The sequence below is a fragment of the Porphyromonas bennonis DSM 23058 = JCM 16335 genome (assembly GCF_000375645.1).
Taxonomy (GTDB): Bacteria; Bacteroidota; Bacteroidia; order Bacteroidales; family Porphyromonadaceae; genus Porphyromonas_A; species Porphyromonas_A bennonis.
The window spans coordinates 31,058-54,218 of sequence record NZ_AQWR01000012.1 but is presented as its reverse complement, the minus strand read 5'-3'; the positions used below and the strand labels follow the sequence as shown (position 1 = coordinate 54,218).

Here is a 23,161-nt window from a genome sequence, read left to right as displayed (position 1 = left end):
TTTTCCTGCAGGGTCAGCTTCTCTTTTACCGTCTTATTCTTCTTCCGCTCAAGGGCAAGGATCGCTTGTCGGTGGCGGATTCGGACACTCTGGAGCTGCTCAAGAATTTCGCGGAGGACGTGAAACTTGTCCGCCACCTGATACGCATTGGGAAAGGTCGTCCTCGCCAGCCAGTCGTAATTCGGAGCCATGTCCCGAGTCACACTCCGGACCTTCATCTTGGTCTTTACCGGAAACTTTGATAGGACCTGCCGAAGCTCTGAGGTTCTGAGCGTGTCGGCCATCAATGCGATCTTGCTCGTCTCCCGGTTGCTGATGATCGTGTCGCAGACGCCGTCGATCGTCTTCTCGTCGATCGCCATATAGGAGCCTACGTTTGACTCTTTGAGGATCGGCACCCTGATCTTTTTTTGACCTCCCTCTCGCCGGACCTCTATGTCGTCTTGGCAAAGCCTGCCATCCCGCTCTGCCTCACGAAAACCACTCAGGTAATCCTTGTACCACTGGTCAAGACGCTTCGCATCCGTCCCGAGGACATAGGTGATATTACCAATGCTGATCGGCTTCCCCTCGACCAATTTCTTTTAAAAAAGCACCGAACTTCGGTGTGCATTTGATCCCTTCGATCGTGTATTTATAGGTATTGAAAAAGGACTCTCGATCACCCTTCTCCTTCTACCGCCGCCGGCGTATGTAGATGAATGCCTCGCAACCGGCTATGGGAAAAGTCTGGATCTCGCAGGGATTCATGTAGCCACATCGGACCACCTCCTTGGCTTCCGTCAGCCCTGGGGGATAATGGTTCTTGTCGTCCTTCTCGTCCATATAGAGTCGGTACACCCCGCACTCCTTCTTTACCTCCTTCAGCTCGAAGTCCTGAAGGATCTCCTCCGGGACAAATGCCGAAATCAACTCCGTTATCTCTGCCGTTTCCATATGCTATAACTACTTCCTCATCTACTATCTATTGTCTCCTCAACAAAGGTAATCTCTTTTTACTCCCCGTCCCAGCACATCAAAATGCGAATTAGCCGCTCATACGGACCGCTAACAACCCCCTGCTCCTCAGGGGTCATTCTAATACCGGTAATAGTGTTGTCTAAACCCGGTATTAGTGCGCACTAATACCGGGTTTAGTTTTGAGCCCTATTTGATCGGGTACGATTCGACCCTTTTCCGGGACTTCCGGGGAGGTGCTTCACAAGATTTGGCTATCTTTGAGGTGGTATTAGGACTATACAGACAACATATATACTGATGAAACCAACACTATTTGTACTTGCCGCCGGCATGGGATCCCGCTATGGCGGCCTTAAGCAGATCGACGGTCTCGGCCCTCACGGCGAGACCATTATGGACTACTCCATCTACGATGCCATCCGGGCAGGATTTGGCAAGGTGGTCTTCGTGATCCGAAGGGACTTCGAGGAGGCCTTCAGAGAGAAGATCGTCTCCAAGTACGACCGACTGATCCCGGTGGAGCTGGTCTTCCAGAGCGTGGATAAGATCCCCTACTCCTACAAGGTCCCCGAGGAGCGGACGAAGCCCTGGGGTACCAATCACGCCGTCATGATGGGCGAGGAGGTGATCAGAGAGCCCTTTGCGGTGATCAATGCGGACGACTTCTACGGGCGCGAGAGCTTCGAGGCACTTGCCGACTTCCTCCGCAGCGTCGAGGGGAAGGAGGGCGAGTATGCCATGGTGGGCTACCGCTGTGGCAATACCCTCAGCGAGAGCGGTACCGTCTCCCGCGGTGTCTGCGTCACCGACGACCGCGGCTACCTCACCGAGGTAGTGGAGCGGACCAGCATCGGACGCGATGAGGAGGGGAAGATCTCCTTTACTGATGAGAATGGTGAGAAGGTGGTGCTGGAGGAGAATACGCCGGTGTCGATGAATATGTGGGGCTTCACGCCCGACTACTTCGCTCACAGTCGGGAGGCTTTCCGAAAGTTTCTGGATGAGAATCTGGAGAAACCGAAGGCAGAGTTTTACATCCCCACGGTGGTGAACGACCTGGTACACCGGGGCAAGGCGACCTGCAAGGTACTGGATACACCGGCGCGCTGGTTTGGCGTCACCTATGCTGAGGATCGTCCCGAGGTGGTGAGGAAATTTGCCCGCCTCCACGAGGAGGGGATCTATCCCGACAGCCTGCTCTCCTCGCTCCGCAAGTAAGCCCTCTGAGTGCCTCAGCTGCTGACGATCATCGGGCCGACCGCATCTGGGAAGACCCCCGTGGCGGCGCACCTTGCCCACCGGATGGGCGGGGTGGTGCTGAGCGGTGACTCGCGGCAGGTCTACCGGGGGATGGACCTCGGGACGGGGAAGGATCTGGAGGACTATGTAGTGGATGGGGATCCGGTTCCCTACTACCTGATAGACATTGCCGAGGCGGGTGACCACTACAGTCTCTTCCAGTACCTAGAGGACTTTGACCAAGTATGGCAGTCGCTGCCTGTGAAGACACCGAGGATCCTCTGCGGTGGCTCGGGGCTCTACGTCGAGGCGGCGGTCCGGGGGTACCACCTGCCGGATGTCCCTCGGGACGAGCAGCTGAGAGAGGAGCTGGGACAGCTTAGTCTCGATGCGCTTCGCGAGAGAGCGGAGCAGCTGGGTGCGCTGGAGGAGGTGAGGGATCCGGAGAATAGGCGACGGATGGAGCGGGCGATAGAGGTGGCACTCTACTTCCGCGACCATGGCGAGCGGTATCTGGATCGTCCCCCACTGGAGGGACCGATCTACTGCCTCGACATCTCCCGGGAGACCCGGCGCAGACGGATCAGCGAGCGACTTGACCGAAGACTCCTCGGAGGGATGGTGGAGGAGGTGGAGGGGCTGCTGCAGCACCTTCGCCCTGAGCAACTCACCTACTATGGGCTGGAGTACCGCTACGTGACGGACTACGTCACCGGCAAGCTCACCTATGAGGAGATGCGGGAGCGCCTGGAGGTGGCGATACATCAGTTTGCCAAGCGTCAGATGACCTGGATCCGCGGCATGGAGCGGCGAGGTCTAACCATTATCCCTATACCGCCCGCCGACACCCCCGCCGAGACCGCCGACCTAATCCTGAGAGAGTATAGTAAGAGATGAGTATGGAGCACCGGACGAGACGTCAGCCTACCGGGAGTGGTCCCGGAGGGCGAGGTGGTGGATCATCTGGTGTCGCACATTGACCTCCTTCGCTCCATGGCTTCGCTCCTCGGAGTCACCCTCTCTCCTGTCGCTGCACCCGACAGCCGGGATCAGCTCTCCACGTGGCTCAATCGCGGAGGCACCGGGCGGGAACTGATGGTGGAGCAGGGACTGGGGACGACGATCGCCATACGGTACGGCAAGTACAAGTTTATCCCCCCGGTCAAGCGCCCCACGAGGCGCGCCTGGCAGACCGGCATAGAGACCGGGCAGGACTCCATCCCCCAGCTCTACGACCTCTCCACCGACCCCGGCGAGACCCACAACCTCCTCGCCCGCTAACCCAGCTGTAACACAAGGGCTCTGTCGGGAAATATTGTACCTTTGACGGAGATGCCAAGGTGACATTTCCTCGCACATTGAGACCCGAGAGTGACCATACCTTTGAGACCTTCTATATCACCCATGCTCGAGAGATGTACTGGGTGGGGGTAGCGGTGTGCGGAGACTCGTTTCTCGCAGAGGAGGTGGTGCAGGAGGTCTTTATGCAGCTCTGGGAGCAGCGAGTAGACCCATCATCCATCCGCAATCCCCACTCTTACCTAGCTACACTGGTCAAAAATCGTATCTACGATGTGATCCGTCATCGCTCAGTAGTCAGAGCTCACGAGGAGAGAGTGCGGTACGAGATGGAGGTGGCAGACCTCGAGGACCTGACCGAAGAGGAGAGAGAGGCGATGATCAGTCAGGCGTGGCGTCTCGTACAGAGCTTACCTGAAGCGGCGCGTGAAATATTTCTCCTCGCCACCATGGAGGGGCTGAAGTACTCCGAGATCGCAGAGCGGAAGGGGATCTCAATCAATACTGTCAAGACCCAACTTCGCATAGCGAGGAAGAAACTTCGCAGCGACCCCCTCGCTATGATCGGGCTCTGGATCATCCTCACGCATCTTTCTTAGATCTTCCCCCTCTTCACCCTTTTTCACTTCTCGATCGTCTTACAATCAGAGAGGCACCTATCGGCGCACCTCTCGCAACACCTTTTGTCATCCATTATGAAGGATCAGTCTGAGTACATACACCATATAGAGTCTGTCCTATCCGGCAAGGAGAGGGCAGAGACAGAGGATCTGCCGATGATCCAGCGGCTCTCGGATCTATCAGCGACACCGGACTTCGATGTCCGTGTAGGATACGAACGACTACAAGCCGAAGTGGATCGTCGGGAGAGGCAGAGGAGACAACGAAGACGTCTCATCGCAGTCTCTCTTGGGGCAGCAGCTGCCTTTATCGGCGTGCTGATGATCCTACTCCTACCACAGAGAGGTAGTGAGCTATTGCCGGAGGAGAGTCAAGTCGCAATGGACCTGTTACGGCAGTCCTACATTCTTCCTGACTCCCTTGCAGGAGATAGGGATCTGGTACTCTTGCGAGCAGACGGATCAAGAATGCACCTCCGTCTAGGGGACCAGGACACACTTAAGATGGCGGAGATGGCCCCTCTCCTCAGTCCCGATGAGGCAGTGACTCTCGTTGTGCCGGAGACAAGGCGTGGAAACGTCCTCCTGGAGGATGGTACAATGGTATTGCTCAACTCCGTCTCTCAACTAAGGATGCCCACTTCGTTCTCGGGTGGACGTCGCATAGCTCTGGAGTCAGGTGAGGCGCTGATGGATGTGGCGCATGACGAGAAACACCCCTTCCGTGTCACACTGCCGGAAATGGACCTGGAGGTGCTCGGGACTACATTTAATATCTGTCTCTACCCGGAGCAGGAGCCTACGGCAACTCTAGTGGAGGGGAGACTGAGAGTCACCGATAAGGAGGGTCGATCTCTTATGCTCCATCCCGGAGAGGAGGCTGTCCGTAGCAGAGACGGCAGTCTGGAGAGCAGACCGGCAGATCTGAGGACAAAGACCGCATGGGTGGAGGGGACGTTTGTCTTCAGTCACCTATCTCTATCCTCTATCATGACTTATCTTGGACGGTGGTACGGATTTGACACCACCTTTACCTCCGACTCCCTCAAGGAGAATACATATACCGGTGCACTGAAGAGAGAGTACAGCAGAGACTTCGTCTTCAGCCTACTGGAGACAACCACCAAGCTTAGCATAACCAACCAACAACACGAGGAGCACCACGTGGTCGTAAGCCATCGGTGATGCCCCTCAACATAACATTATTTCAAACCCCTATTATGAGTGTGAAATCATCTCTCCGCCGCCACGCTAGCGGTTCGGTGCGGGTGGCACTGTCTATGATGGTCCTCCTCGCAGCACCGGCCTTCGGTGCCATGCCACAGCCGGCAGCAGCGCAGTCGGATGCCTCTATCACCGTAATGCAGCCGAGCGGCACCATTGGCTCGGTGATAAAAGCGGTGGAGCAGCAGACAGGACTGCACTTCTTCTACAACGACCGGGACGTGAACCTCTCGGAGCCTCTCCATCTGGAGCTAACTGATGCCTCCTTGGACAAGATCCTGGAAGCTTTCCGTGACAAAGGACTATCGTGCGAGGTTCGTGATGGTCTGATTGTACTAACACAAGCAAGCAAGAACAGCCAGTCCAAGACTATCACCGTCAAGGGTAAGGTGCTTGACAAAGAGGGACAGCCGATAATGTCAGCCACCATTGCCGTAGTAGGCGTACAGGGTAAGGGGGCATTTACAGACATTGACGGCAACTTTGAGCTCAAGGACGTACCGGCAGATGCCACCCTGCGTATCACCTTCGTAGGAATGACCCCACAGGAAGTGGCTCTCAATGGGCGCACTGACATCACCATCACCCTGCACGAAGACTCTGAGCTCCTAGAGGAGGTAGTCGTCGTCGGCTACGGCACCCAGAAGAAGGTGAATGTGGTCGGATCGATCGCTCAAGTTAAAGGAGATGACCTAACGAAAAAGTCCTCTGCAAACTTAGTAAACGCACTCACCGGTATGATGTCAGGAGTCACGGTGACTCAGCGATCAGGCGCCCCGGGAAAGGAAAGCAACAGTATACGTGTCAGAGGTATCGGATCTTTCGGAGGCTCTCCTAATCCACTCGTATTAGTGGATGGCATACCTGGATCCATATCAGATGTGAACTCTAGAGATGTGGAGAGTGTGTCAGTCCTCAAAGATGCATCAACGGCTGCCATCTATGGATCAAGAGCAGCTAATGGTGTAATCCTAATCACCACCAAAAAAGGGAAAGGAGACAAGATCAACCTATCATACAGTGGATACGTAGGCTGGAACTCCCCCACTGCCCTACCAGAGTTTGTACCAACCTGGGAGTACGCAAAGCTCCTCAACGAGGCCACAGGCACTCCTACATACTCCGAAGAAGAGATAGCAAGCTTCCGTAACGGAAGTAACAAAGACGTGTATGCCCAGGAGGACTACTTGCGCAGCCTATTTAAGAGCAATGCTCCTCAAACAAACCACCACGTAACAATTAATGGACGCACTGAAAGGATGTCCTACTACGCATCCTTAGGGGCTCTATATCAGGATGGGCTAGTAAGTAAGAACTACTTCACGAGGTACGACGGGAGAACAAACTTTACCATCAACCTGAGTGATAATCTTTCCATCTCTGTCAATCTGCATGCACTGGTTTCAGAGCGAAACGAGCCTATCACTCCTGGTGGAGAGGATGTTGAGTCAATGGAACACATCATCCTTAAAGCACTACGATTCCCAGGTATTAAGCCCACGAAACTGTCTACGGGTGAATATGGCCTGGGACCAGAAATGCATGGTACGCCTCTTGCCTGGATCGAAAGCAAGTCCTTCGCTAATAACAGAAGGTTTTCCGCCCGCACGAACGTCTCTCTATCTTACAAGCCGATCAAGGAATTGGAGATGAAAGTAATTGCCGGAATGAATCATAACAACAGCGAGTCCAAGCAATTCCGCTCCTCTATTACCTTACAAAACGGACTCACCCCAGGGGCCTCCTCACTGAACGATCAGATGGTAAGGAACTTTTACAAAACCCTTCAGTCGACTGTAAACTACACAGGTCAGGTGGGAGAGCATGGTCTATCTGCTCTACTCGGCTACTCCTACGAGGATTACTCCAGTAGGTATGTGGGGGCAGAGCGTGACAAGCTGGCCTCTAATGACCTCCCATACATCAATGTGGGATCTCCTGACAACCAAAAGGGAAATGGCGGAGGAACAGAGTGGGCTATGCAATCAGTATTTGGACGCTTAGACTACAACTACGCCTCGAAGTACCTATTGGAGATAACGGGGCGCTATGATGGCTCTTCAAGATTTTCATCGCATAAGCGGTATGCGTTTTTCCCATCAGCTGCCCTAGGATGGCGAGTAAGCGAAGAGGATTTCTTCAAGAATTGCAACTCACTCGAGTGGATCAGTAATCTTAAGCTCAAGGTATCACTTGGAGTACTTGGAAATCAAGAGATCGGAGTCTACCCCTACCAGACTGTATATGACCTGGGCCTCTTTTATCCATTCGGCAATACACTTCACCAGGGAGCTGCCGTGACTAAGTCCACGGACGAAAATCTCTCGTGGGAAAGCACCAGGACTTGGGATGCAGGTTTTGAGTCTTCTATCCTCAATGGCGCACTGACCCTCAATGTCAACTACTTTTCTCGTACCACCTATGATATACTCTTTGCGCCGGGAGGTAGTGTATCAAAGGTGTCCGGTCTTAAAGTATCTCCCATCAACACAGGTACACTAACCAACAAGGGTATCGAGGTAGAAATAGGACACCAATATGTAAAAGGAGACTTCAGCTACAACCTGACCGGAAACTTTACCTATATAGACAACCGAATCAAGTCTCTCGGTGTGGGAGATGTCAAGCAGCTTAATGGACTAGTCGGCAGTGGAAACCTCTTTATAGGCCATCCAATAGATATCTACTATGGCTACAAGACCGATGGTGTCTTTACCGACCAAGAGGACATCAAAGCTTGGGCAAATCAGAAAAAGATCAATCCCAAAAGCGTCCCCGGAGACATTAGGTATAAGGACCTATTAGGGCCTGATGGGAAACCTGACGGAGTCGTAGACCCCAACTATGATAGGACTGTACTGGGATCATCGATTCCGAAATACACCTTTAGTATATCCGGAGGAATGGGCTATAAGGGGATAGACTTTACAATACAGTTGCAAGGAGTTGCCGGCGTAAAGGGATATCTAAACAACTTTGCGGGATATGCTTTTTTCCAGGAGGGAAATATCCAGAGATGGCAGGCGGACAACCGGTTTAGGCCGGATCAGCCCGATCGCTACGCCAAGTACCCACGTCTTGAGGCAATCCCCGGCACAGGAACTGCAAACACAGAGGTCTCCGACTTCTGGCTCAGAGACGCATCCTACCTTAGGATCAAGAACGTACAGATAGGGTATACCCTTCACAAGCAATGGTTGCCTCAAATCTCATCTCTAAGGCTATACCTTTCTGGAGACAACCTTTATACATTTAACAAGTACCCAAAAGGATGGGATCCTGAGATCAATACCGGAGGAGCTTTCTATCCGATACTTAGGACAATAACCTTTGGGCTAAATTTCAGCTTATAAACTTATGAGAACTAAATATATAATCCTTGCAATATGCTTGTCCCTGCTCGGTCTTTCATCCTGTGACCTCAATCGAGATCCTCTTGACAGGCTATCAAGGAAGACAGTATGGCAAAGCGAAGACAACATAGATGTAGTCCTTACAGGTATTTACAGAGGGAATGCTTCATTCTCAGGTCCGGAGTACGTCCCATCTGACTGGTGGTCATATGGAGGGCTTATCTTCCTAGAGTTTGCCAGTGACAATATGTACGACCGAAGAAACACGAACTCTAATTTCTTCAAAATTTCTTCTGGTCAACTAGTCTCTACCAATGCCTTCATCTCAAAGTACTGGACTAACAGCTACTCTAAAATAGGGAGGTGCAATGAGTTACTTCAGAACATCACGAGTCTCCCAGAGACAAAGATGACAAAGAGATATATTGCTGAGGCAAGATTCATTAGGGCAACTCAATATTTCTATCTTAGTCAGTACTTCCGTGACGTACCGTTAATCACAACGGTAATTACTCCTGAAGAGGGTAATCATGCGGAGGTGACTAAGCATAAAGAACTGGTCAACTTCCTTGTGAAAGAATTTTCCGAGTCGTCGGCAGACCTACCTCAATATAAGGAGCTCAAAGCTGATGAGAAAGGAAGAGCTTGTAAGCAAGCTGCACTAGCATTTCTTGGCAGGGTTTTCCTTGCTGAGGAGCGATGGGAGGAGGCAGCTAAAGCATTTAAGCAGATTATCGACTTTGGCGATAACACGCTGTACAATAACTACACCGATTTATTCACGGAGAAGGGGGAAAGCAGCTCGGAAATCATCTTCTCCTTTCAGTACCTTCCTGGGCTTGCTGGAAATGCCATTCATCAGCATGCACTGCCGGCTAAGGATGGCGGATGGTGCTTGGCAAATGTGTTAGGATCTCTTTTTGAAGCCTACGAATTCACCGATGGATCTCAATTTTCATTTGATAGTCCGCTCTACAATCCAAGTGACTTAGGAGAAAATCGTGATCCCCGTCTTAGGTATACCATACTATATAATGGTGCAGACTTCAAGGGTGAGAAATATATTAGTGACCCTGACAGCAAGAGTCCGGACAAAGTCATGGGTGGTCAGACCACCCAGACAGGATTTCTGCTTAGGAAATTTCTTGATGAGGGGTACAGTGGCTCTCTGACACTCTATGGTGGAGATGTGCCTGTCATCAGATATGCGGAAGTTTTGCTAAGCTATCTTGAGGCCAGTATGGAGATGAATAACGGAGTCGTCACACAAGATCTCCTTAATCAGACCGTAAACCTGATCAGGAAGCGACCCTCTGTCAATATGCCACCCATTACACTCGAGAACACTCAAGACCTTCGTAAGCGAATTCGCAATGAGCGACGTGTAGAGCTTGCTTGCGAGGGAATCCGCTACTGGGATATAATCCGCTGGCACATCGGGGAAGAGGTCCTCAGTGGAGACATATATGGCTCACCTTTCCCTGGTGCTAAGCGTATGAATAAAAAAGGCGACATCAAGGACCCTTACGATCGCTGGTATGTCAATCAAAGAAGCTTCCGGTCGGACATTGACTACAGATGGCCCTATCCCCAGTCTGAGCAGGATATAAATCCAAACTTAAGAAAGCAGTCTTAATAGATCAGTTATGAATAAAAGCAAACTATCCGTTTCCATCGGACTGGCCTCTCTCGCAACCCTTCCTGTAACAGCTCAAGAGCAGAGAGACAAGGAGCTGCCGGAGAGACCCAATGTGATCGTCCTGCTGGCTGATGACATCGGATGGGGCGACCTGTCGCCCTATGGCACATCCGGGGTGGAGACGCCGGCTGTCGAGGAGCTGGCACAGAGGGGGACCCGATTCACTGACGCTCACTGCGTCGCCGCCACTTCTACCCCCTCACGTTACTCCCTCCTGACCGGTCACTACGCCTGGAAGCGGGAGGACACCGGCGTCGCCAGCGGAGACGCTCCGATGATCATACATCCGGAGCAGTACACGGTCGCCGATCTCTTCCGTGAGGCAGGATACACTACCGGGGCGATCGGCAAGTGGCACCTCGGTCTCGGGGATAATCCCTCAGGGCAGGACTGGAATCAGAAGCTCTCCCCAAATCCCCAGGATCTCGGCTTTGATTACTCTTATATCATGGCCGCCACCGCTGACAGAGTTCCCTGCGTCTGGATAGAGAATGGACAGGTGGTCGACTACGATCCCTCCAGTCCCATCCTTGTCAGCTATAAGCACAACTTCCCGGGCGAACCGACCGGACGAGATCATCCCGAGTTGCTCTATAACCTCAAGCCCTCCCACGGACACGACCAGAGCATCATCAATGGTATCTCCCGCATCGGCTATATGAAGGGAGGCGGTCGAGCTCTGTGGAAGGACGAGCTGATCGCCGACTCCATCGAGCACCATGCGGTGGACTTTATCCGGCAGAATAAGGATCGACCCTTCTTCCTCTACCTCTGCACCAACGACATCCACGTGCCGAGATTTCCTAAGGAGGAGTACAGGACCAGTAAACTCGGTCTGAGGGGCGATGCGCTGTTGCAATTTGACGGCACCGTCCGGACGATCCTGAACGAACTGGAGCGACTGGGGCTGCGAGAAAATACTCTGATCATCCTCACATCTGACAATGGTGGAGTCCTCGACGATGGCTACGACGACAAGGCGACGGAGCTGGCCGGGGGGCGCCACCGGGTCTGCGGCCCATTCAGGGGTGGCAAGTACTCGCTCTTCGAGGGCGGGACGAGGGTCCCATTCATCGTCAGCCTGCCGGGAGTGGTCCCGGAGGGCGAGGTGGTGGATCATCTGGTGTCGCACATTGACCTCCTTCGCTCCATGGCGTCGCTCCTTGGAGTCACCCTCTCTCCTGTCGCTGCACCCGACAGCCGGGATCAGCTCTCCACGTGGCTCAATCGCGGAGGCACCGGGCGGGAGCTGATGGTGGAGCAGGGACTGGGGACGACGATCGCCATACGGTACGGCAAGTACAAGTTTATCCCCCCGGTCAAGCGCCCCTCGAAGCGCGCCTGGCAGACCGGCATAGAGACAGGGCAGGACACCATCCCCCAGCTCTACGACCTCTCCACCGACCCCGGCGAGACCCACAACCTCCTCGCTAAGTAACCCTTCCCACAAAAAAAAGGAGGCTCTGATAGGTAACTACAGAGTCTCCTTTTTCTCTCTAAATCCTTAGATTTGCGCTTATCAGTAGCAGAAGTAATAAGATATGAAGAAGAATAGCGCCTATCGGGCGGCGGCAGGGTTCAGTGCCGTGGCTGGCATCGTACTACCTACCGCCTGCGCCCCCAAGGCTAAGGACGAGGCCCCGACTCGGTACAATATCCTGATCATCGAGAGCGATGACCATACCTCCCAGATGATCTCCGCCTATGGCGGCGAGATCGAGACCCCCAATATCGACCGGCTCGCCGAGGAGGACGGGGTGAGATTTGACAACGCCTTTGTCGTCAATTCCATCTCCGGACCCTCACGCGCCTGCCTCCTGACTGGAAAGCACTCGCATAAGAACGGCTTCACCAATAACGAGCACAGCGTATTCGACGGCGACCAGCAGACCTTCCCCAAGCTGCTCCAGTCGGCAGGATACCAGACCGCCATCATCGGCAAGTGGCACCTCCACTCTCTCCCGCAGGGCTTCGACCACTGGGAGATCCTGCCGGGTCAGGGCGACTACTACAACCCCGCCTTCATCACCGCTCCCAATGATACGGTAAAGGAGAAGGGGTACGCCCCCGACCTGATTACGGCCAAGAGCATCGACCTGCTCCGAGGTCGAGACAAGAGTCGTCCCTTTATGCTCATGGTGCAGCACAAGGCGCCGCACCGCAACTGGATGCCCCGCATCCAGGATCTGGATCTGTACGAGGATGTGACCTTTAAGCTTCCGGAAAACTTCTACGATGACTACGCCGGTCGTCCGGCGGCCGCTCGGGCAGAGATGAATATCGGGGAGCACATGGACCCCGCCTACGACTGCAAGCTTCTCCGTGAGGATCATCCGACCCACTACTCGCGGATGTACGAGTGGATCCTATCCGGCATGGACGAGGAGGACAGGGAGAAGTTCCTCGCCTACTACCGCCCCATGGCGGACTACTACTGGGATAGCAAGATGACTGACCGGGAGCGGATGGAGTACAAGTACCAGCGATACATGCGCGACTACGCCAAGGTGATCCACCCGATCGACGAGGGCGTCGGACGTATCATCGACTACCTCAAGGAGGAGGGACTCTGGGACACGACCATCGTCCTCTACCTCGGCGACCAGGGCTTCTACATGGGCGAGCACGGCTGGTTTGACAAGCGCTTTATGTACGAGGAGTCGATGCACTACCCGCTCCTAATGCACCTCCCCAAGGGGCTCGATGCCCGCGGGGCGATCAAGGAGCTGACGCAGAATATCGACCTTGCGCCCACCTTCCTCGAGCTGGCTGGTGTGGCAATCCCGGAGGACATCCAGGGCGAGTCCCTTGTCCCGCTGCTTAAGGGGGCAAAGGAGCTCCCCGGGCGGGACAAGATCTACTACCACTTCTACGAGTACCCTGCAGAGCACAGCGTGATGCGTCACTACGGAGTGCGCGATGAGCGGTACAAGCTGATCCACTTCTACCTCGACCAAGACTTCTGGGAGCTCTACGACCTACAGGAGGATCCGCACGAGATGAAGAATGTCTACGACGACCCCGCCTACAGCGAGATCGTCGACCGGATGCGTCGCGAGCTGATCGAGGCACAGACCCAGTACGAGGACACCCTCGCCCTCCGGCTCAACGGCTTCTGATCCGACCACTTAGCTGCCCGGAGTGAGTTAGGCAGCACTGATAACAAAAAGGGCTGACTTCAAGACATCTTGGAGTCAGCCCTTTTTGTTTTTGATAAAGGAAGGGATCGACTGCAACGATATTAGTGGAGGGAGGGGGATAGAGCGGTCGGCAATTATTTCGTACCTTTGCCGTAGTCCTGAGGGGGTGATGTAACACTGCCTGCGGGGCTATATGCAAGAGACTGACTGCCGGATCGAGGTGGCGACCTCGTACTGCAGACGGAGTGACGATTCCGGGCGGAGTATCGCCTGGGATTGTTTCCTTTTTGTCTGACAGGTACAGTCTTTCAGAGATTTTAGAAAACCATTTTCATAGCACTATATACACTATGGACTTTATCTATATGACCGAGGAGGGCTACAAGAAGCTCTCCGAGGAGATCAGTAAGCTGGAGAGCGTAGACCGCCCCGAGGTGATCCAGGAGATCGCCGAGGCGCGCGAGAAGGGCGACCTCTCCGAGAATGCCGAGTACTCCGCAGCGAAGGAGAAGCAGGCGGTGCTGGAGGACAAGATCGCCCAGCTCCGTATGCAGCTCGCTAACGCCCGCATCCTCGACACCGCCAATATCGACACCTCCAAGGTGGGCATCCTGAGCAAGGTGACGCTGACGAATATGAAGAATAAGCAGCAGCGCGTCTTCACCATCGTCTCCGATACGGAGTCGAATAATAAGGAGGGCAAGATCGGCATCTCCACCCCGATCGCCAAGGGTCTCCTCGGGAAGAAGCCGGGGGACATCTGCGAGATTGAGGTCCCGGCGGGCGTGCTCACCTTCCGCATCGATGAGATCAATATCTAAGTCTACCCTACGCCATGACCATCTTTAGCAAAATCATCCGGGGAGAGATCCCCAGCCACAAGATCGCCGAGGATGAGCGCAACTATGCTTTCCTCGACATCAACCCCCTTCGTCCCGGCCACACGCTCGTGGTGCCGAAGCGGGAGGTGGACTACTTCTTTGACCTAAGCGATGAGGAGCTGGCGAGCCTGATGAGCTTTGCGAAGAAGATCTCCGCAGCCATCCGAGAGATGAGTGGCTGTCGCAAGGTGGCTGCCGTCGTCCTCGGTCTGGAGGTCAATCATGCGCACCTGCACCTGATTCCGATCAATAGTGAGAGTGATGCCGACTTCCACGGCGAGCATGTCTCCATGACGGACGAGGAGCTGGAGGAGGTGGCACAGCAGATCCGCGAGAGACTCTGAGGGATGTTTGTCGCTAAGCAGAAGAGGCACGAGAACATTGCAGAGTACCTGCTCTACATGTGGCAGGTGGAGGATATCCTTCGGGCACTGCACTTTGACCCCGCAGAGATCCATCGCTACATAGAGCGCGGCTACGACTGCTCTGAGGAGCAGCGTCAGGAGGTGGAGGAGTGGTACCTCTCCCTCGCCCGGCAGATGCGGGAGGAGGGGATCCTGGAGCAGGGGCACCTGAGTTCGCTCACTGAGCTGACCGACCGACTCGAGGCGCTCTCCTCGGAGCTGCTGAGGGATAAGTCTGAGACCCTCTTCGCCACGCTCTACTACGCCGCACTACCCGCCATCGTCCAGCTCCGCGACAAGGGCGCCGGAGGGAGTCACGGCGAGGTGGAGACCGCCCTGATCGGACTCTACGGCTACGTGCACCTGCGTGAGCAAGGGCGCGAGGTATCGGAGGAGACCATCCGAGGGATGAGGCAGCTGAGCACCTTCCTCGCCCTGCTGGCAGACCGATTCCGCGAGAGAGAGGAGGAGCATGAGTGAGCCTATGGGGAGCGAGCGCCCGCTCTTATGGATCACAGGCGCCTCAGGGCAGCTGGGTACGGCGCTCAGTCACCTACTCCCCGAGTCGGCTCACTACGATCGGGTGCTGACGACGAGGGCGGAGCTGGACCTGACCTCATTTGGTCAGCTATCCCGCTTCCTCCGGGAGAGGGAGCCGGATGTGGTGATCAATTGCGCCGCATACACCGCTGTGGACGGGGCGGAGACACTCTCCGAGGACGAGCTCTTCGAGACCAATACCCTCTGCCTGATGCAGCTCCACGAGCTGCGACCACACCTCCCGATCGTGCAGATCAGCACGGACTACGTCTTTGGGGGCAACGCAGAGACCACCATGCCCTATATAGAGGAGGATGTGGCCGACCCGATCAATAGGTATGGGAAGTCGAAGGCTGACGCCGACCACTTCCTCATCGCCAACCACCCCGAGAGCTACATCCTCCGCACCGCCTGGCTCTATGGCCCGGCGTCGTGGGGGCGGAGCTTCTACCGTTCCATCAGGGGAAAAGTGGAGGCGGGGGAGCCGATCCGCTGCGTCACCGATGAGGTAGGATCCCCCACCTCGACGCTGACTCTCGCCCGCGTGATCGGACGACTGCTGGACGGGCTCACCGACCCCGAGGCTCCCGATCCCCTGCCTTACGGACTCTACCACGTGGCAGATCTGGGCGAGACCTCGCGGTATCACTTCGCAGCAACCATCGCCCGACTCCTCACCGGTCGGGAGGACTACCCGATCAGCCCCATCACCCAGGCCGACCTGGCCCTACCTGCCTCGAGACCGCACTACAGCGCGCTCTCCACCGAGAAGATCCAGAAGTATTACCCTGACCTGCTCCGCCCCTGGGAAGAGGCGCTCGAGGAGGTCATCGACCGCGATACACAGCGATAAATGAAAGACTTTACAGAAGAGATAGCCCGCCGACGCACCTTTGCCGTCATCGCTCACCCCGATGCCGGTAAGACCACCCTCACCGAGAAGCTCCTCCTCTTCGGAGGGGCGATCCATGTCGCCGGGGCGGTCAAGAGCAATAAGATCCGCCGCTCTGCCACCTCCGACTGGATGGAGATAGAGAAGCAGCGCGGCATCTCCGTTGCCACGTCCGTGATGGGCTTTGAGTACGAGGACTATAAGATCAATATCCTCGACACGCCGGGACACCAGGACTTCGCCGAGGACACCTTCCGCACTCTCACCGCCGTCGACTCGGTCATCATCGTGATCGACGGAGCGCGAGGCGTGGAGGCGCAGACGAAGAAGCTGATGCAGGTCTGCCGCCTGAGACAGACCCCGGTGATCGTCTTCGTCAATAAGATGGACCGCGAGGCGCAAAACCCCTTTGACCTCCTCGATGAGCTGGAGCAGGAGCTGCAGATCGCCGTCACGCCGCTCTCCTGGCCGATCGACTGCGGCGACCGCTTTCGTGGCGTCTACAACATTGCCAAGGATGACCTCGAGGTCTTCAATCCTCAGGACAAGAGCCACGTCTCCAGCCGTGTCGAGGTGGACATCCACTCCCCCGAGCTGCTTAAGTATGCCACCGAGGAGCAGGCGGAGCAGCTGCTGACCGACCTCGAGCTGATCGATGGTGTGTACCCACCGATGGATGAGGAGAAGTACCTCGCTGCGCAGCTGGCACCGGTATTCTTCGGCTCGGCGCTCAATAACTTCGGCATCAAGGAGATGCTCGACACCTTTGTCCGCATCGCCCCCTCGCCCCGACCCACCAAGGCGGAGGAGCGGATCGTGAGACCTGAGGAGACCGACTTCACCGGCTTTGTCTTCAAGATCCACGCCAATATGGATCCCAACCACCGCTCCAGCATCGCTTTTGTCAAGATCTGCTCCGGAGTCTTCCAGCGGAATACCAATTACCACCACGTCCGACTGGGCCGTGACTTCCGCTTCAGCAGCCCCACTGCCTTCATGGCGCAGCGGAAGGAGATCGTCGAGGACGCCTACGCCGGAGACATCATCGGACTGCCCGACACCGGCAACTTCCGCATCGGGGACTCCCTGACGTGCGGCGAGGAGCTCCACTTCCGCGGGCTCCCCAGCTTCTCCCCCGAGCTCTTCAAGTACATCGAGAATGCCGACCCGATGAAGACGAAGCAGCTCCACAAGGGCATCGACCAGCTGATGGGCGAGGGCGTGGCGCAGCTCTTCACCAGTACCTACAACGGTCGCACGATCATCGGCACGGTGGGGCAGCTACAGTTTGAGGTGATCGAGTACCGCCTCCTCCACGAGTATCAGGCGAAGTGTCGCTGGGAGCCGATCAGCCTCTACAAGGCGTGCTGGATCGAGTGCGATGATCCGACGGTGCTGGAGGACTTCAAGCGGCGCAAGGCACCCTATATGGCGACCGACACCCAGGGGCGGGATGTCTACCTCGCCGACTCCGCCTACATGCTCAGCATGTCGCAGCAGGAGTTCCCCAAGGTCACCTTCCACTTCTCCTCCGAGTACTAAGTAGGGCTGCAAAGATACCATCACAGCAAGGGGGCATTGTCTCGTTTAGCCTCATATGGTCTCCTCTTTGCACAAATCAATAGCTCTGAGCTTCGTCAGCGACTGATCACTCGGATTTCATCCGCAAAACGGTAGTAGTAAGACAACAAACGACCCTGTCGGATTATACCCGATAGGGTCGTTTTCTGCTGATTTCGGAGCAAATGGAGGTCTTTTATACCCGATAGGTGTTATTTCAGGAAGAAAGCGTATATTTACTGCGTAATCATCCTTATCGGGTATAATCTTAGCAGATATGACCATTGCAGAGTTTGTGAGGGAGAAACGCAAGGAGTACGGACTGACTCAGCTGGATCTCAGTATGAAGACCGGGGTAGGCATCCGCTTTGTCCGTGAATTGGAGGCGGGTAAGCCGACTATTCGCCTCGACAAAGCGAACCAAGTCCTTGCTCTCTTTGAGGCTGAGGTAGGTGTGCAGGCAAAGAATGGAAGTGAGCCATGAAGCAGGCAGAAGTATATCTATACGACCGATTAGCCGGCATCCTGACTGAGAGCGACGAGGGTTATCGATTTTGTTATGACACAGCCTATCTTGCTTCTGAAGATGCCGAAGCAATAAGCCTCACGCTACCATTGACGAGCGAATGCTTTACGGACAAGGTGCTCTTTCCATTCTTTGATGGCCTGATCCCGGAGGGGTGGCTACTGAATATTGCTGAGCGAAATTGGAAGATCGACAGCAGGGACAGGATGTCCTTATTACTCGCTTGCTGTAAGGACTGCATTGGAGCAGTAAGTATTGTGCCTAAGGAAGTATTATGAGTCGGTGCTTGATTTGCTATAACGAGCTCCCCGAGGGCGAGGTGGACTATCACCCCTCCTGCTCTCGGAGGCTATTTGGGACGACTACGCCACCAACGCTTGATTTTGACAGAAGGAGTATCTCAAGGCTGGCCACAGAGGTCATCAAGAGTCAGACCACACTGACCGGCATCCAGCCAAAGCTTTCCCTTGACGTAGATAAAGGAGAAAAGGGGGTGCCGGATCGGCTTACTGTGGTGGGTCTATGGGGGCGTTATATCCTCAAGCCGCAGACGGACAGATATAGACACCTCCCTGAGCTGGAGGATGTGACGATGCACCTCGCTGAGATGGCGAGGATAGATGTGGTCCCCCATGGACTGATCCGGATGAAAGATGGCGAGCTCAGCTACATCACTCGGAGAATTGACCGAACTGATAAAGGTGAGAAACTCCCGATGGAAGACTTCTGTCAGCTCAGCAACAAGCTCACGGAGCACAAGTACAGAGGCTCTTACGAGCAAGTAGCCAAGCTCCTGCGACAGTACTCCTCCAGACCCACCTTTGACCTACTCAGCTATTGGGAAGTCGTGCTCTTCTCCTGGCTGGTCGGCAACTCCGACATGCACCTGAAGAACTTTTCACTCTATCGACCCCAAGGGGCTGCCGGCTATCAACTGACGCCGGCGTACGACTTACTCTCCAGCAAGCTTGTGCTGCCGGAAGACACTGAGGAGCTGGCGCTCACGCTATGCGGGAAGAAGAGCAAGCTGAGGAAGGAGCACTTCACAAGGGCGATGAAGGACTCCGGTATCCCCGACAAGGTCATCGAGAACTCATTCTCAAAGTTTACTCAGGTCGCAGACCAGTGGTACCACTTTATCCAAGAGTCTACGCTTCCGGATGATATGAAAGAGTCATTTATCACACTTATAGCTAAGAATATCAGCGCGATATAGTAGTCTCCGACCTGCTATCCCAGTGATAAATGAGGCTATGCGGCACCACTTCCGCAGGCTCGTAAGCCACTCCTCCGGGTACTAAGTACGGCTGCAAAGATGCCATCACAGCGAGAGGGCAAAGTCTCGTATGGTCTCCTCTTTGCACAAACCAAGAGTACTGACCTTCTTCGGCGACTGATCACTCGGATTTCATCCCGTCAGATCGTAGCACAACGACAGCAAAGCGAGTCCTTATATCAGGGGTGACGCATTTGAAGGGTACTGAAGACATTCAACTCATTGTGAAGGGTTGGGAACGAAGCACCCCTTGCGGGTGCTCGCTCCATAGCCACAGGTCGAGGGGCGCAGCCCCGATGACCCGTGGATCAGGCATCACAAGCGATTGCGACCCCGCCAGGGTGTCGCACTGGTTGCCTGACTCCCTGATAAGTGCGACACCCTAGCGGGGTCGTATATCTTTTTTGGCATCCTCTCCCGCGGTCATCGGCACTTCGTGCCTCGACACGCGGGCTAAAAAACGATGATCCCTACGGGGCTCTGCCCCTGCGGGATCGGCAGTCGGGATTTCTCAGCGTCAGGGATTTTCGCGTCTTTGCAGCAGAGCTCAAATGCGTCACCCCCTGGTCCTTTTATACCCGATAGGTGTTATTTCAGGCAGAAAGCGTATATTTACCATGTAATCATCCTTATCGGGTATAATCTTAGCAGATATGACCATTGCAGAATTTGTGAGGGAGAAACGCAAGGAGTACGGGCTGACTCAGCTGGATCTCAGTATGAAGACCGGGGTAGGCATCCGCTTTGTCCGTGAATTGGAGGCAGGTAAGCCGACCATTCGCCTCGACAAAGCGAACCAAGTCCTTGCTCTCTTTGAGGCTGAGGTAGGTGTGCAGGCAAAGAATGGAAGTGAGCCATGAAGCAGGTACCCCCAGATTCTCTCCCGAATATTATAGAGAGCGCCCCGCAGTCAGTGAGACTGCGGGGCGCTCTTATGTATCTGATCAAAGGGAGCGAGACTTCCTATACGAGGAGTGCAAAGAGTCCGAGCAAGAGCATTAGGCTTGTCCAGACTATCTTATGCAGCCGATCAGCCTTCTCGTGGAGGAGGCAATAGCCGGCACAGAACACGAAAAATAGTGCGTCAAGAGGCTTGCTCATATACCAGTCTCTGAAGACAAACGTGGCAAGGATCCAATAGACCCCATAGACTAGAGCCAGCCCGAGGAAGAGAAACCTGAAGTAGCTAAGCAATCGATCACTCTGTATCATATCAATTCAAAGGATTACATAACATAACAAATCTCAGAGCTGTTCCAGGGCCTATGCCCATAAAGCTCCCTCACACCCACTACATCACTCCACACCATTGAGATGCCTCAGCATCGGGCCATAGAGGTTGATCACCTTGTCCTGTATGCTATGTGCTCTATCATCGTCTCCCAGGACAGCTCGGGCCTCAAACTCCAGGAGCAGCTGACGCTTCTCGAGCTCCTGCCTCTTGTTTTCGTCGGTTGTCTCATAGTATTCATTGATCGTACGCCCTCTAAGCTGACTAATGGCACTTGACATCACCTCTTTATCAGTGAAAGTACGAGCAAACTCTAATTCTTCCGGCGTCATAGGAGCAAATCTTTTTTATATCAAAAGTCAATGCCGAATGTAGCGTGTGTCAGAGGGAGGCGAGGAGCTCATTGGTGGGGATGACGGCGAAGTCGTCCCTCTCCACCAGTCCCCGCTCATAGACTGCGGCGGCGAGGGTCACGCCCAGCGTATCCTCTGGTGTAGCGATCTCGCCCTTGTCATCTCCGTGATAGACGATGACAAGCGGTTCATCAGGCATCCCCTCCTCCAGCTCCTCCTTAGTGGGGAGGAAGAGCGAGGTCAGAGCGTAGCGCGTCGGCTCCTCGTCACGTGTCTCGAAGAGGATCGCCCGATAAGGCTTGACACTCTTGGTCCTGGGGACGAGGATCGTCTCCATAAAGTCGCTCGTGGGCGCCAGGATGGCAAGGTAGCACTTGTCCTTCAGGATCTCACCGAAGTGGCTGCGCTTCACCTCGAGGCGAAGCACCTCATCCGGAGCGAGGTTGTGCTGACGAAGCATCTCCGCTGCCTCCTCCGGGAGGGGTGACGCTTTCCGATCGATCAGCTTCTCAAATTGCGGTCCCTCCTCGCGGATCTGCCTCCAGTGCTCCTCCTTCTGATCCCTCCTTGGATCCTCGTCCAGCAGCACCTCTCCGAGCAGAATGGCGAAGAATGGATCCTGATCCTCCAGCCCCTCATTGTACGCCTCCTGGGCAATCTCGTCGCCGACGAAGTCGGCCATCTCCGAGGTCTCCCCCTCATCTATGCCGTAGTAGTCGATGATCACCGGGCTCTCGCTCCTGTCATACCGCTGTCGCTCTTCGTCATTAAAGTGGATCTGAGGAAGGCGCACAAGGGTCGATCGTGTCCCCTCAGGCGACGTACTCTGGTAGAGTACCACCTTGTAGGGCTTGGAGAGCCTCGTCGAGGGGAGACTCTCATCGAAGCTCGGGAAGAGCAATTGCTCGTAATACTCGGTTAGCTCGCGGAAGTCCACCCGCTTGCGACCGGCCACGATCCTGTCGAGTACCTCGTCCGAGATCTCGAGACAGAGGAGATCAGTCTCCTCGAGCTGATGCCTGTGGAGGGCATCCTTGATTGCTTTACTTAGGTTCATCATAGTCCTGTCCTTGCCATTCCATTATCTGCTAACAAATCTACACAAAATCCCCCCAGACTAAAGAATTGTATAGTGGTCGAAGAAAGACACATCCCCCGGATGGATCGTCCGGGAGAGGGCGAGAAAGCAAGCAGCGGTGCGCCCTACGGGGTGCGCCGCGTCCCTTCCGGCTCACCCCCTGGTCTTTCGCCTTTTGCTCCGTCCGACTCGTCCGACTCGTCGGACAAGATAGCACGCCTCAGCCCTCCCTATCAGAGGGAAATCTATTACCGGTAATAGAAAACAGTAATACCGGTATTAGTTGCGACTAATACCGGTATTAGAAATGGCTACCTCCAAACCTGTGTCGGAGAGGGACTTAGGAACCTATCCGGGATACCGCTGTCAGTCGTCCCAGAAGCCGAGGTCGTCGAGCATCTCCTGCTCGTCGCGCTCCAGCTGCTCAAGGTCGTCCGTCTCGGCGTCCGCAGTATCCTCCCGCAGCTCGGGATCGTCGTCATCGAGCCAGTCGGGGATATACTGCGACGGGTCCATGAATTGCTCCAGATCGCGCCGCTCCTTCTTCGTCGGGCGACCTGTGCCGCGGGCACGCCCCTGACGGTACGCCGCCTGCATCGTCTCGAGGATCTCGTACTCGCTCCGCGGGGTGACGTTCTTGAGATACTCGGGTACCAGCTTGGCTCCCACGCGCGCCTTGGGGAGACCCACCACCTCGAAGGTGAAGGTCATCGGGGGCTTTTTCACCTCGATGCGATCCCCCACCCTCACCTTGGAGGCGGGCTTGAGGGAGACGCCGTCGCGGGTGACACGATTGATCTTACACGCCTTGGCGGCTATGGAGCGGGTCTTGAAGACTCGGACGCCCCAGAGCCAGCGGTCTATACGTAGGTCTTCCATGGGTCAG

General features: G+C 55.0%; 24 protein-coding genes. 18 read left to right on the top strand and 6 right to left on the bottom strand.

The window, feature by feature from the left end; genetic code table 11:
* Both B088_RS03675 and B088_RS03670 read right to left on the bottom strand, forming a co-directional pair.
* A partial coding sequence (locus tag B088_RS03675; RefSeq protein ID WP_018107059.1) for a transposase occupies positions 1 to 578 on the bottom strand: 578 nt, incomplete at its 3' end.
* A gap of 97 nt (positions 579 to 675) precedes the next feature.
* Positions 676 to 936, bottom strand: a complete 261-nt coding sequence (locus tag B088_RS03670) for a hypothetical protein (RefSeq protein WP_018107058.1) — start codon at positions 934 to 936, stop codon at positions 676 to 678.
* 321 nt (positions 937 to 1,257) lie between these two features.
* On the opposite strand from B088_RS03670, the gene B088_RS03665 reads away from it, so the two are divergent.
* The 18 genes from B088_RS03665 (at position 1,258) to B088_RS03580 (ending at position 20,473) form a co-directional block, all read left to right on the top strand.
* The gene (locus B088_RS03665; RefSeq protein ID WP_026170477.1) at positions 1,258 to 2,178 is read left to right on the top strand and encodes a glycosyltransferase family protein; all 921 of its coding nucleotides are present in this window, start codon (positions 1,258 to 1,260) and stop codon (positions 2,176 to 2,178) included.
* A 9-nt stretch (positions 2,179 to 2,187) separates the two neighbouring features.
* Positions 2,188 to 3,096 (top strand): tRNA (adenosine(37)-N6)-dimethylallyltransferase, encoded by a 909-nt coding sequence (locus B088_RS03660; RefSeq protein ID WP_018107056.1) that lies wholly within the window; start codon positions 2,188 to 2,190, stop codon positions 3,094 to 3,096.
* A gap of 36 nt (positions 3,097 to 3,132) precedes the next feature.
* Positions 3,133 to 3,480, top strand: a complete 348-nt coding sequence (locus B088_RS03655) for a hypothetical protein (protein ID WP_018107055.1) — start codon at positions 3,133 to 3,135, stop codon at positions 3,478 to 3,480.
* A 77-nt stretch (positions 3,481 to 3,557) separates the two neighbouring features.
* Positions 3,558 to 4,097: an RNA polymerase sigma-70 factor gene (locus tag B088_RS03650; protein ID WP_018107054.1), complete on the top strand. Its 540-nt coding sequence runs from the start codon at positions 3,558 to 3,560 to the stop codon at positions 4,095 to 4,097.
* A 96-nt stretch (positions 4,098 to 4,193) separates the two neighbouring features.
* Positions 4,194 to 5,303 carry a FecR family protein gene (locus B088_RS03645; protein ID WP_018107053.1) on the top strand — a complete coding sequence of 370 codons (1,110 nt, stop codon included), beginning with the start codon at positions 4,194 to 4,196 and terminating at the stop codon, positions 5,301 to 5,303.
* A gap of 95 nt (positions 5,304 to 5,398) precedes the next feature.
* Positions 5,399 to 8,695 carry a SusC/RagA family TonB-linked outer membrane protein gene (locus B088_RS03640; RefSeq protein ID WP_162137993.1) on the top strand — a complete coding sequence of 1,099 codons (3,297 nt, stop codon included), beginning with the start codon at positions 5,399 to 5,401 and terminating at the stop codon, positions 8,693 to 8,695.
* Positions 8,696 to 8,699: 4 nt separating this feature from the next.
* Positions 8,700 to 10,331, top strand: a complete 1,632-nt coding sequence (locus B088_RS03635; protein WP_018107051.1) for a RagB/SusD family nutrient uptake outer membrane protein — start codon at positions 8,700 to 8,702, stop codon at positions 10,329 to 10,331.
* Between the two features lie 10 nt (positions 10,332 to 10,341).
* Entirely contained in the window at positions 10,342 to 11,832 is a 1,491-nt protein-coding gene (locus tag B088_RS03630; protein ID WP_018107050.1) for a sulfatase-like hydrolase/transferase, read from the top strand.
* 103 nt (positions 11,833 to 11,935) lie between these two features.
* Positions 11,936 to 13,513 (top strand): sulfatase family protein, encoded by a 1,578-nt coding sequence (locus B088_RS03625; protein WP_018107049.1) that lies wholly within the window; start codon positions 11,936 to 11,938, stop codon positions 13,511 to 13,513.
* 371 nt (positions 13,514 to 13,884) lie between these two features.
* The gene (gene greA, locus B088_RS03620; RefSeq protein ID WP_018107048.1) at positions 13,885 to 14,355 is read left to right on the top strand and encodes a transcription elongation factor GreA; all 471 of its coding nucleotides are present in this window, start codon (positions 13,885 to 13,887) and stop codon (positions 14,353 to 14,355) included.
* Positions 14,356 to 14,369: 14 nt separating this feature from the next.
* A complete protein-coding gene (locus tag B088_RS03615) occupies positions 14,370 to 14,759 on the top strand; it encodes an HIT family protein (protein ID WP_018107047.1) in 390 nt (129 codons plus the stop codon).
* A gap of 3 nt (positions 14,760 to 14,762) precedes the next feature.
* Positions 14,763 to 15,299, top strand: coding sequence for a DUF4924 family protein (locus B088_RS03610; RefSeq protein WP_018107046.1), 537 nt, complete (start codon positions 14,763 to 14,765; stop codon positions 15,297 to 15,299).
* Positions 15,292 to 16,212, top strand: coding sequence for a dTDP-4-dehydrorhamnose reductase (rfbD, locus tag B088_RS03605; RefSeq protein ID WP_018107045.1), 921 nt, complete (start codon positions 15,292 to 15,294; stop codon positions 16,210 to 16,212). Before B088_RS03610 ends, rfbD begins: the two co-directional genes overlap by 8 nt.
* A complete protein-coding gene (locus tag B088_RS03600; protein WP_018107044.1) occupies positions 16,213 to 17,793 on the top strand; it encodes a peptide chain release factor 3 in 1,581 nt (526 codons plus the stop codon).
* A 295-nt stretch (positions 17,794 to 18,088) separates the two neighbouring features.
* Complete coding sequence (locus B088_RS03595; RefSeq protein ID WP_018107041.1) at positions 18,089 to 18,295, top strand: helix-turn-helix transcriptional regulator; 207 nt, start codon at positions 18,089 to 18,091, stop codon at positions 18,293 to 18,295.
* Positions 18,292 to 18,615: a HipA N-terminal domain-containing protein gene (locus tag B088_RS03590; RefSeq protein ID WP_018107043.1), complete on the top strand. Its 324-nt coding sequence runs from the start codon at positions 18,292 to 18,294 to the stop codon at positions 18,613 to 18,615. Before B088_RS03595 ends, B088_RS03590 begins: the two co-directional genes overlap by 4 nt.
* On the top strand, positions 18,612 to 19,553 hold the full coding sequence (locus B088_RS03585) for a HipA domain-containing protein (RefSeq protein WP_018107042.1): 942 nt from the start codon (positions 18,612 to 18,614) through the stop codon (positions 19,551 to 19,553). The genes B088_RS03590 and B088_RS03585 overlap by 4 nt, the downstream gene beginning before the upstream one ends.
* A gap of 713 nt (positions 19,554 to 20,266) precedes the next feature.
* Positions 20,267 to 20,473: a helix-turn-helix transcriptional regulator gene (locus tag B088_RS03580; protein ID WP_018107041.1), complete on the top strand. Its 207-nt coding sequence runs from the start codon at positions 20,267 to 20,269 to the stop codon at positions 20,471 to 20,473.
* Positions 20,474 to 20,576: 103 nt separating this feature from the next.
* Here the strand turns inward: B088_RS03580 and B088_RS03575 are convergent, their stop codons facing one another.
* The 4 genes from B088_RS03575 to B088_RS03560 all read right to left on the bottom strand — a co-directional run bounded on the left by B088_RS03575 (position 20,577) and on the right by B088_RS03560 (position 23,154).
* The gene (locus B088_RS03575) at positions 20,577 to 20,825 is read right to left on the bottom strand and encodes a hypothetical protein (protein WP_018107040.1); all 249 of its coding nucleotides are present in this window, start codon (positions 20,823 to 20,825) and stop codon (positions 20,577 to 20,579) included.
* 84 nt (positions 20,826 to 20,909) lie between these two features.
* A complete protein-coding gene (locus B088_RS03570; protein WP_025081915.1) occupies positions 20,910 to 21,176 on the bottom strand; it encodes a hypothetical protein in 267 nt (88 codons plus the stop codon).
* Positions 21,177 to 21,225: 49 nt separating this feature from the next.
* On the bottom strand, positions 21,226 to 22,254 hold the full coding sequence (locus B088_RS03565) for a hypothetical protein (RefSeq protein ID WP_155802286.1): 1,029 nt from the start codon (positions 22,252 to 22,254) through the stop codon (positions 21,226 to 21,228).
* A 387-nt stretch (positions 22,255 to 22,641) separates the two neighbouring features.
* Positions 22,642 to 23,154 carry an RNA-binding S4 domain-containing protein gene (locus tag B088_RS03560; protein WP_018107037.1) on the bottom strand — a complete coding sequence of 171 codons (513 nt, stop codon included), beginning with the start codon at positions 23,152 to 23,154 and terminating at the stop codon, positions 22,642 to 22,644.
* Positions 23,155 to 23,161 lie beyond the last annotated feature (7 nt).